The 11,242-nt window shown below is 40.5% G+C and carries 5 protein-coding genes; 4 read left to right on the top strand and 1 reads right to left on the bottom strand.

Features of this window, described 5'->3' with window-relative positions:
- Positions 1–8 precede the first annotated feature (8 nt).
- Entirely contained in the window at positions 9–281 is a 273-nt protein-coding gene (locus A1332_RS08985; RefSeq protein ID WP_064008159.1) for an HU family DNA-binding protein, read from the bottom strand.
- Positions 282–476: 195 nt separating this feature from the next.
- Between A1332_RS08985 and A1332_RS08980 the strand changes: the two genes are divergently transcribed.
- The 4 genes from A1332_RS08980 (at position 477) to dptH (ending at position 11,237) form a co-directional block, all read left to right on the top strand.
- Positions 477–2,996 (top strand): DNA phosphorothioation-associated putative methyltransferase, encoded by a 2,520-nt coding sequence (locus tag A1332_RS08980; RefSeq protein WP_064008158.1) that lies wholly within the window; start codon positions 477–479, stop codon positions 2,994–2,996.
- 273 nt (positions 2,997–3,269) lie between these two features.
- Positions 3,270–4,877: a DNA phosphorothioation-dependent restriction protein DptF gene (gene dptF / locus A1332_RS08975; RefSeq protein WP_064008157.1), complete on the top strand. Its 1,608-nt coding sequence runs from the start codon at positions 3,270–3,272 to the stop codon at positions 4,875–4,877.
- Between the two features lie 20 nt (positions 4,878–4,897).
- Positions 4,898–6,190 (top strand): DNA phosphorothioation-dependent restriction protein DptG, encoded by a 1,293-nt coding sequence (gene dptG, locus A1332_RS08970; protein WP_064008184.1) that lies wholly within the window; start codon positions 4,898–4,900, stop codon positions 6,188–6,190.
- The gene (gene dptH, locus A1332_RS08965) at positions 6,171–11,237 is read left to right on the top strand and encodes a DNA phosphorothioation-dependent restriction protein DptH (protein WP_064008156.1); all 5,067 of its coding nucleotides are present in this window, start codon (positions 6,171–6,173) and stop codon (positions 11,235–11,237) included. The genes dptG and dptH overlap by 20 nt, the downstream gene beginning before the upstream one ends.
- The last annotated feature ends 5 nt before the right edge of the window (positions 11,238–11,242 follow it).

The following is an 11,242-nucleotide window of genomic DNA, read 5'->3' as shown; positions in this document are numbered from 1 at the left end:
CCCAAACCTTATTGAACCGCGCCTTTCAGACCTTTGCCGGCTTTGAACGATGGCAATTTTGCTGCAGCAATGGTAATCGCTTCGCCGGTTTGCGGATTGCGGCCGGCGCGCTCTGCACGTTCTTTCACCTCAAAAGTACCGAAGCCTACCAAAGCCACGGAATTGCCTGCTTTCAACGCGGCTTGAATGGAATGTGTAATGGCATCCAATGCGCGGGTGGCGTCGGCTTTAGTCAGGTTGGCGTGGCTGGCAATGGCGTCGATAAGATCGGATTTGTTCATAAATTTAAGTGTAGGTTTAAGATAAGAAATTAATTTAGATACGATAAGCTACACATCTGTAACAACAGGGTGGTAGGCTATAAAAAGCGGTTATAAATACTTCAATTTTGCGTAAACTGTATATGCCAAGGAAGTTAAATATTATGAATTAATGGCCAACAACCCTTAAGATAAATTGTAATTTGGCTTAAACCAATGCTCGGCAAAAAAGTTCTCAATAATGTTTATTGGCATTACAGCCTGACGGTCTCTCAAGATTTTGAAGTACAACAGACTGTCAAAGCCGCCGAGGTTTTAGCCCATTTAAAACCGGGCCTTGATTACAACGTCATCAAGTATGACGGCAAATCCGAAATGCTGTCGTTGCTGTGGTATCCGAATTTCTTCGAAGGTCCATTCCCTGCCCTAGAGACCAGTTTTCGGATTGACCTGACAATGCAAAGAGTCGAAAAGCGCAGTTATCAGACCTCGTTAAATCCGCCGATCTTACATCGCAAGGAATTATTACTGAGCCGCGATGCGCCAAACTATCAGCAATTTACCCAATTAACCGAGACAGCCGAACAACTGGGGCTATTCGACGACACAATCAGGATTGGCTTCAAACAAGCCTGGGACGCATTAATCCGCGAAAAAGGTTTTCAAATCATCGATAACCAATTTCTGCCGATTGGCAATGATGAATCCACCGATAGCCTAACATTTGAATCGGTTGAAAGCACAAGCATTTCCCGGCACCTGACGGCGCTTTCCCGCAGTAATTTATCCGCGCCGATGCAATGCCTGGCGCGTCACGGATTTTTAGGCGGCTCGCTAACCGTATTCGATTACGGTTGCGGCAAAGGCGACGACATTCGTAATCTTTCGGCAAATGCCATTCCGGTGTCCGGCTGGGACCCGCATTACGCACCGGATCAACCCAAGCAAGCCGCGGACATTGTCAATTTGGGCTTTGTGATCAATGTCATCGAAAACTATCAGGAAAGACTGGAAGCATTGAGAGGCGCATATAACCTGGCTAACCAAGTGTTGGTGGTTTCCGCCATGTTATTCAACCAAAATGCATTTAAAGGCCAGGCTTTTAATGATGGCGTCATTACTCAGCGCAATACATTCCAAAAATACTATACCCAAAGTGAGCTCAAGGAATTTTTAACGGATTCCTTGGAAACGGACGCCATTCCTGTCGCGCCTGGCATCTTTTTTGTGTTTAAAAATCAAGATGCGGAACAGCGGTTTTTGCTTGGGCGGCAACGTAGCCAACGCAACGTTTTACGCTTAACGTATCGATCCGTTTCACCCGCAGAGCCAAAACTGTCTCAAAGTGAGAAGAAGTATTTGGCGTACAAACACCTTATCGACCCGCTGTGGCAGAAAATTCTGGAACTTGGTCGGCAACCCGACAAATCGGAAATCGATGCACTGATCGAGCTCACCGAAACCTTTGGTAGCATCGGCAAAGCCATACGCTTTACGCTGGACAATAATGAAGAAGCGCTACTCGAGCAAGCCCGGCAAAGTAAAATCGAAGACTTAATCACCTATTTCGCGTTACAGGCCTTTTCAAAACGCAAACCCTACAAACATTTAGAGGCAGGGCTTCAAAGAGACATTAAAGCCTTTTTTGGCGATTATCAAAATGCCATTGAAACAGCCAGATCAATTTTATTTAAAATTAGTAATGCCGAGCTCATTGCAGAAGCCTGTCAACACGCGACAGAGCAAGGTCTAGGATTTCTGGATGAACGCGAGGCACTGCATCTGCACACCAGCATGATTCAGGAACTACCTGCGTTGTTGCGGATATACATTGGCTGCGCCACGATTTTGTATGGCGATATCGAACAAACAGATTTAATCAAAATCCATATTCAGTCCGGTAAATTAAGCTTGATGCGCTATGACGACTTTGAAAATCAACCAATTCCACGCTTGATAGAACGGGTAAAAATCAATCTCCGTGAACAATCTTTCGAACTATACGAATACGGCGAGGAATTCGAACCAACGAATCTGTATCTAAAATCACGATTCATCAACGAGGAATACCCACGCTACGCTGAACAACTCAATTTTGATGAACAGTTGCAAGCGTTAAACCTATTTGATTTCAGCGGTTATGGACCAAAACCAGAGCAGTTCCGGCAAACCTTAGCCCGCGTTCGCTGGGAAATTGATGGTTTTGAACTGATTCGCAGCCGTTCAATTCCTGATCTTGATGAGCCTTGTGGTAGCTATCTGACCTATAGGCAACTCATCGAATGCGGAGAAACTCAACAAACTACAGGTATACCTAATCTCCCCAAACAAGCCGATAGCTATAATGCGCTATACGATCTAGTGCTCAATATAATTGACCCCGTGATTGATTATTTTGGCATGGTCAGGTTGACCTATGGTTTTTGTTCGCATGAATTAGGTAAGCATATTAAAAAACGAGTTGCTCCAAAATTGGATCAACATGCTGCGCACGAACTCAATAGCAAGAAAAATTTAATTTGCCCGAGGCTTGGCGCAGCAATTGATTTCATCATCGACGATGAAAACATGCGGGAAGTCACCGATTGGATTGTCGAGAACACATCCTTTGATAGGCTGTATTTTTATGGCGAAAATCGACCAATTCATATTAGTTATGGTCCTGAGCAAAAAAATCAGTATGTTGCTTTAGTCATAACTGATTCTGGCCATCAAGTGCCGCGAAAGCGAAAATAGTGGCAGGAGCGACTACTTGGGTATTGGTATGGTAAATTTACCGTCTATACTGATTGCTCAGCTCAGCTCAGCTCAGCTCAGCTCAGCTCAGCTCAGCAATCGAATATTTATGCCAGAAGCTTGCGGGTAGCGACAGGTTTCCATGCAAAAACAGCTCCTTATTGACTCAGTTTCTAGCAAGCGCATGGTGTAAAGCATTGTCCTTCGGTCGAAGCGGACACACAAATAAGCAACAAGGACCAGTTCAAAAGCTTAAAAACAAAGGTTTGTATTATGCGACTTCGCGATGTATTAAGTGTTCTATCGAAATCCTCCCCTTATGCAGTAAAAACTGATCGTGAGACTGCCTTGTCGGACGAACTCGATAAGGTTAAAGATTATCTCTATATCGAAACAGATATGGAGTCAGATTTTAGAAGCCACCTACAATCTTTGGCTATCGGCAAAAAAAAGATAATTTATTTATGTGGTAGCAGTGGTGATGGAAAATCAGAAATTCTAACTAGATATAGAAAGAATTTCGATAATATTGCTCACTTTCATCTCGATGCCACACATAGCTTCAGTCCAAAAGAAACTGCAATTGAACGATTAAATAAATTGTTTTCTGATTATGAAAACGGTGATAAATCTCTTGTTATTGGCATAAACATAGGAATGCTTGGTAATTATGCTGAAGAGGGTGATTATGAAAATGCAAAAATTGCAATAAGTAGTTATCTAAAGTCATCTCGTGAAACCGAAGGGCATGTATTCATTGACTTTGAAAAATATCCGAAATTCAAGCTTGAATCGCACCGTTATACATCTGATTTTACAGAAAAACTGCTTAAGCGTATTACTTCGACTGATAATAACATTATTCGCCAGTACTATGATAAAGAGCTTCAGCATCATGATGCTGACTTGAATCTGTGTGTTAATTATTATTTACTCTCATTACCTTCTATACAAAGGATTGTTGTAGAACTACTTTTTAAAGCCCGCTTGATGAAAGATCAGTTTCTAACTGCAAGAGGGCTTCTCGATTTTGTATATCATCTTTTTACTGGCCCCGGTTATCTATTTGATAATATATTTACATGTCAGGATAATGAAATTGTATCAAAAATAGCTGATTTTGATCCTGCTTTAAGGAGAACAAAGCTAATTGACCAGTTTGTGTTGAGTCAAAAGCTTGGAATCGATGATCCTGATTTCGATGAATTTAGGTTTTCTCTGAATTTGAAAAATTTCGATCTCCACAAGCTAAATTCACCCGAAAGCAATATCCGATTTTTTTACATAATTCAAAACGAGGAGCTTGGTAATAATTACCACAAAAAATTCAAAGCTGATTTCTCAGATGATTTGTTAGATAGGTATGCAACCATATGGCGATTACACAAAATGCCAAAAGAAACGGATAATAAAGCAGAACTAAGACCATTTTATCGAGATATTCTGATGGCCGCAATCAGCAAATACGTCAATAAAAATGCTCCACAACTAGGAAAAGAAGATTTTTTAATAGCATCGCGGGGGCGTTATCTAGTAACAGCTCATTTAGACATTAAACCAGATAACGCTGCAATAAAGCGTGAATCAGAAAATGGAATTGAAAATGTAAGCCATTTTTTAGCCTTTTTAAAGGTTAATGGGAAAGCTTTAAAACCTATCCCGATCAATATCAATTTATTGGAACTACTTCTTAGGATTGTGCAAGGCTATCAACCAAATAAGCACGATAAGAATGCCGTTGTATTGTTGGATGAGTTATTAGATAAGTTGTATGAAATTGCATCCAAAGAAAAAACACTATTTATCATAAGCGACCAACAGCGTTTCAATCTGAATGATGTTGAAGGTAATGGCAGTGAATTAGAAGTGAGTGGTGGATAAAAGTGTATTTAAGTAAAGATATGCAAATTACTAATAACAAACTAACCACCTATTTCCCTATCAGGACAAAGGATGAGCGAAAAGAATTTGATTGGGATAATATTTTGGGGGTGGTTGTTACTGATGTATATCGGAAAGAGCTATTAGATAAAGATTTCGACAAGTTCACAGAGCTATGTGAATTGGTGTTTAAGGCGCGATTGGATGATCCTAATTTTTGGAATGTCTTAAAAGAAATGTATTTTGACAGTCCGGATGCATTGAATATAGCACCAGAGTTTTTATTATTTAAATGCGAGCAAGCTGAAGAAAATAAACATAACCAAAGAGTTGGTAAAATGTTTTCCAATATGTTGGGCAATGTTGGTTTTGTTAGCTTAACTCCTATTACGTTAAATTTTATCGAAAAATTAATATATGACGTATTTCTAAATAAAGCTCTAAAGCCAGAAATTGATATTAAATCTCGTGATTTAAAAGAAGAGGTGTTTTTGCCATTTATGGCGGATTGCATTAAGCAAGACTTTAAATTTCTCAGAACCAAACCACGTTATTTGCTCGAGAATTTTAAATCCTTCTTAAAGCTATATGGGTTCCTTTATACCAGCCAAATATCACATAATTTGTTGAGGTGGGATCAGGGAGAGCCAGTGCCCGTACCCAATTATTTGATTTTAGATGTTGAAAAAGCTAGCCAGGAAAGACGTGAAATTCATGATAACGGGTATAAACAGCTCCAGAAGCACGTGCGCTTTTTATTTCCTTATTTATCAATGTCCGAGATGTTACAAGGAAAGACCGACGTAGTGAAACCCTTGTGGGCATTAGCAGAAAGCATTAAGGGATCGAACGAGGCAACAGACGAATTGAACGAATTTGCTTGCCGCTTTGTTGAAGAACGACAGTTAGCAAGAAGCAATGTTCAGAATAAAACGACTGCTAGTGAAGCATTGGCTCAGGTATTGAAATTATCGAAGGATCAATTTGAAACTGGGAACAAAGATAAAGACGACATTAACGCTAACTTTGCCAAAGCAACACTAAAGTCACTGTGTTCTGATTTCATTCAACATCGCGGTGCTGCAGGCGCTACGCTGGTACTAAATCAGGATTATCTATTGCTTCTTACAAATCTTGTAATTGGTGAAAATGAAAAGCTTCGGTTTAACGAGGTAGTTAAAGCGTTTGAGCGTCGCGGAGTCTTTTTTGATAAGCAGAGTCAGGCTGAAGTTGTACAGTTTTATGAGCGCATCGGAAATGTTGAGCGCATGAGTGATAGCGGGGATGCAGTGTATGTCAGAAAAACAGTTTGAAGATTTTCTTGTTGAGCTACTTGAAAAATGGGGTAGTAAGGATCTCAACCCAGGATTCCGTTATCAGTTTAAATCAGCCGATAACAAAAATAGTGAGTCGTTACTTTTGGCTTTGTTAAGGCGGCAGGAAGGCAAAATTCAGGACGGACCTACGGAGTTACCTTTCATTGAACTCAATGATGTGAAGTTGATTTCGGTGTTGCACGGTAATTCTTTGCATGGGTATACCGAAAACTACATATCTCGTTTACGAGATAAAGTATCGTCTCAGCAGAATGATTTTCAGAACACAGCTTTGTTAGTCATTCATAACAGCATGCTCGATACTATTATTAATTCTGCGGACGATCTCGCGCAAAAGAGTTATATCTGGCATCCATCAAGTCTTAAAGCAGAGTTAGAAAAACTCATTGATCCCTTTGGTAAACAACGCCATGTTTCAGCACATTTGCTCAATCTAGTCTACCAGCAGATTATCGAAAGCGAAGGCACTGTTTTTGGCTTTAATAATCTTTATAAAGCATTGCTTGATGGCGATTTGAAGTTTTGTGAGTTAGGCCTTTTACTCGATTCAGAGTTAATCAAATTTGATAATGATGCACAAATACAAAAACGGCTAGAAGAGAATAAGCAACTGCATGACCGTATAGCCCAGATCACCGAGCGATTTCCAAATGAACTTGTCGAAAAACTTGCAGAGCTCGATTTTGGTGAGAGTTTTGTCGAAAACAATTTTTCGGATCTAACATCATGGACGAACAACCTAGAATTTACGGCTTGCTATCAGGAACAGGCAAAGAATCGGGCTGCAGGTTTAAGGCTCGAATCTGAAGTATGTCCTCCAGAGATAAATCTAATATCCAGAGATAAAGCGGCTACAAAAGCAGGGAAGCGAGAGCGACATTTAATTCTGAATCTCAGTTCTGGAATTATAGATGCTGAGTTTGAACTGGTATTTATTGGTGCCACAGTAGAAAAAAGCGAAGTTGAGATAAAAGACGCGTCAGAGCCGAAGGTTAGCCTATTCGGTATTAATAACTCGGGTGGTAAGCGAAGCAGAGTTAGGTTTAAGTGTGTACAAGTTATGTCTCCCCTCTACTTCAGCATAAGACTAAGGCGAGAAAAAACTGCGGAGTGTTACAGCTTTAAAGTATTAGTGCTTCCAGCCTGTGACTTTTTAGTATCGGAAATTTCAAATAACTTTTTGGTTATTCCAAAACGTAAAAGCCTTTTGCTTCAAACCGATGAAAACAGTTTAAAAATATCAGAAGAAACTGCTGAAGCACATCTTGAGCAGATAGGCCAAACATTCGAAACAGATAATATCGGTACTGTTAATTTCGAAGTAATGGCTAATGAATCGGCTGAGTTGAGTTTCACGGTTAAAACTCAAAATTTCACACTGGACATTGAGGTTGAGGGTGCTGTGGCGTCAGATGCACTGACACTTCCTCTTTTATTGGATGCTGAACGTTATAACCGATTATTTGATAAATCCTATTTTGGCGTTTTTAATCGAGCTAAAAACAAGATAATCCTTGATAACCAAGAAGTGGCACCAAAGGCGCGAAGGTTAACTATCTTGCAGTGGGAACACGAACTTGTTAGCGACCAGTTGTTATACCGTCATGATGATCCTGAACGCAATATTTCCACGTCGCACTTAACAACTTTCCCAATACTAAAAGCTGCCTACTGTCGTTTCTTTTTAGAGTTACAGCAACGCAGAACATTACCTTCAATAAGTGGTTGGGATATCGAGTATAAACAGTGTGTAAAAGATGTAGTCACGGCATTTAACGACGCTATAGCTGATATTAGAACCAACGATCTGCTGACAAAAGAACAGAAACAGCTAATGTTTTTGGGGTTTGCAGTATTTGATTCAAGTGAATTTATTACGCCATTACATCCTGTTGTACTTGCTTACTACTTGTATTTGGCTGAGAAAATTTCTGAGGACAAGGAAATAAAGCAAAGCTTTTCAGAATTACCTAAAATCACCAAGGAACGTCTCAATCCACAAGGGTTATTGCCCTATATATATCACCCTAAACATGACTTTAGTTATGTGCAGGTTGAGCGAGAGAACAACTTCTGGTTGCAATTAGTACCTCAGCAGCAAACAAGTTTCAGCTTTATCCGCAAGCTCGTTTCTGAAAAGGTTGGCGAGTTTCAAACTGCATTTAGCATGTTGTTTAGTTGTGGGCCTAAAGCAAAGTTGCTGATTAACTCAGTTAATAACCATGACAACTCTGATTTATTCATGGGGCTAGTTGATCTCGTTAAACAGTTAAAAGATAAGGTGCCATACATCCATGTGTGCCTATATGACGATAAGCTGGAATATAATGAGTTTGACCGATTTTCTGAGCTTGGAAAACATGATGAAATCAAGCAGCGGTACGAATTGGACAAAGGAAAGGCAAGAGAGTATGCAGATCTGGTTGTTGATTTGCTACGAACCCGACTGACATACAGCAAATATGAAAACGGCAAGGTTAGTTCGCAACAATATGCTCACATTAGCTTCTTTCGAAATAACCAGCGTGTAGAGCGCACCGATGTTGATCCGGACCAAGAGTTAGGTGGCATAGTGTGCAACGGCTTAATTTCTGGTGAAGCTGCTGCTAATAAGCAAGACTGTTATTTCACCGCTTTTGGCTTAAAAGGGGTGGATATCAATGATTTGCCACATCTGCGGTTAGCCCAACAATATAACCGGCTTTTGAAGCCAGCGTTAAAAGCCAACGAACAACATGGTCATGCTAAATCAACAGCATTGGCCGTAAGCGATAACTTCAGATCATTGTTAGAGCGTTCTTATGACAGCTCTATTTGGACCTGTATTATTGATCCTAAAGTCACACTCGATTTCTTCGAGACATCGAAAGATGTTGTCTTGATTCACTATTCTGATAACTACACCAATTCAACGAACTACGATGCAATAACCGTTACCAAACAAACAGACCTTTATCGTAAAGTGCTTGAGCGTGACGAGAAAGGTGGTCACATTGAAGAGTTTAACGCTTTCAATGGCGAGTGGTTGTTGAAGATGATCACTGACCGGGATACAGAGCGAAAGGCTAAGCGCGGCGTTATTGGTGCTTATAAATATGTGAATTGTCTTCTTGCAGAATCTGATATTACCTGGATTCCGCTTTCAATAGCAGAAATGATCCGTGTTGCTGGGAATATCGGTTTAAAGATTAGCGAGTCTGATTTTTCAAGAGCGGTGCAAGGGTATAAGCAAGGCGCTATTTCGGATGACGTGCTTTTTGCTGGCTTTAAAGGTGATAAGCTTTATATGCTACCGGTTGAAGTAAAAACCGGTAAGCGTCAAACGCATAATAAAGGGTTCCAACAAGCAAAGGAGCTGAAACGTTATCTTACAGATGACTTACTCGGCAAGGATGACTTGGCTGGAATGCTTTATCGAGGTTTGTTTGCTCGACAAGTATTAATGCAGGTTGAAAAGTACGAGCTCTATAACCTCTACGATACCGGCTATTTCGAAGAGTTGACAAAAAATCGTGAATGGTGGTTGAAAGGCGAGTATCAAATAGGAACTCTGAAGGATTATCCTGAAGGGTTTTTATTCGTTAATGTTGAAGACCAAACCTTCATTGATGCGAATTTCACTGAAGAGGAAGAGGTCTTAAAAATCGAGTTACCGATAGCTGTCCTAGGGAATCTTATAAGAGCCCCATTAAAAAGCATGCTTGCTAATGCCAGAAGTGAAACGCTTTTTTATATTCCCGATGAGTATTTATTACGGCCACAAGTTGATCTAAATCAGGCGGACGAAAAAACTGATGTAACCCATTCGGAAATAGAACCGCAGTTAGCTATTGAGACAAAGAGTGCAGGAAAATCGACATCAGCTGTTCCCGCACCAATAGTTAATATCGACGAACCCTTGCGAGTTCTGTTTGGCCACGATGCACGTAATGATAAGCCTCTGTATTGGGAGCCCACCAATACCGCAAAGTTCATGAATACCAATACAGGTATCATCGGTACTATGGGAACTGGGAAAACACAGTTTACTAAGGCGATGGTAGCTCAGCTTTATCGCAACCAGCATAATAACGTTAATGCTGCTCGGATTGGCATGTTGATTTTTGATTACAAGTCAGACTACGTTGATGATGCTTTCATCAGCGCGACGAATGCAAAAAAATACAAACTGTTTCAGTTGCCGTATAACCCGCTGAGTCTATTCGGTGATACTCCAATGCTGCCGATTCACACTGCAGCAGGCTTTTCCGAAACCATGGCAAAGGCATATGGTCTAGGGCCAAAACAGCAGCTAAAACTCGAGAATTTGATTCTAGATGCCTACGCATCGGCTGGCATTTTACCGGAAAACTCATCGACCTGGGATAGACCTGCTCCTACAATCGAAGACATTTGGGCGTTATTCATTGCGCAGGAAAAAGTCGATGAGGACTCCCTATATGCTGCCTTGTCAAAATTAGCGAGATTTAAGATTTTTGAATCTATGCCGGAGAAGATGACAAGCCTGTATGAGCTTACTGAAGGAATAACGGTAATTGAGTTGGCGGGCTATCCTTCAGAGATACAAAATTTGGTTGTTGCTCTTACGTTAGACCTTTTTTACTCGCAAATGCAGAAGCGAGGCAAGCCAGATGTTAAGGGAGATTTTCGACAAATTACGAAAATGATTCTTGTGGATGAAGCCGACAATTTTATGTCGCAGAATTTCACTAGCCTTCGAAAAATTCTCAAAGAAGGCCGCGAGTATGGTGTAGGGGTAGTGCTTTCAACACAAGATATTACCCACTTCAAAACTGGTGAAAATAACTATGCGGCCTATGTACTAACTTGGGTAATTCATCGGGTAGCGGAAATACGTAACGCTGATATAAAAGCGATTTTTAATATCGACGATAAAGGAGAGCAAGAAAACTTAATGGAAACCATCCGAAAACTGGAGAAACATTTCAGCTTGTATATCGATGGAGAGAAGAAGCTTACAAAAATGAGAGACAAAGCATTCTGGGAATTATTCAAATTATGAGGAGT

This window comes from Methylomonas methanica, assembly GCF_001644035.1.
Taxonomy (GTDB): domain Bacteria; phylum Pseudomonadota; class Gammaproteobacteria; order Methylococcales; family Methylomonadaceae; genus Methylomonas; species Methylomonas methanica_A.
Note: the sequence above shows the minus strand (reverse complement) of the source record. Positions and strands in the feature narration are given on the sequence as shown.

Bases quoted from the DNA above. Each gene is read 5' to 3' on its own strand.
- A1332_RS08985 (WP_064008159.1), bottom strand. From the start codon at position 281: ATGAACAAATCCGATCTTATCGACGCCATTGCCAGCCACGCCAACCTG.
- A1332_RS08980 (WP_064008158.1), top strand. From the start codon at position 477: ATGCTCGGCAAAAAAGTTCTCAATAATGTTTATTGGCATTACAGCCTG.
- dptF (WP_064008157.1), top strand. From the start codon at position 3,270: ATGCGACTTCGCGATGTATTAAGTGTTCTATCGAAATCCTCCCCTTAT.
- dptG (WP_064008184.1), top strand. From the start codon at position 4,898: ATGCAAATTACTAATAACAAACTAACCACCTATTTCCCTATCAGGACA.
- dptH (WP_064008156.1), top strand. From the start codon at position 6,171: ATGTCAGAAAAACAGTTTGAAGATTTTCTTGTTGAGCTACTTGAAAAA.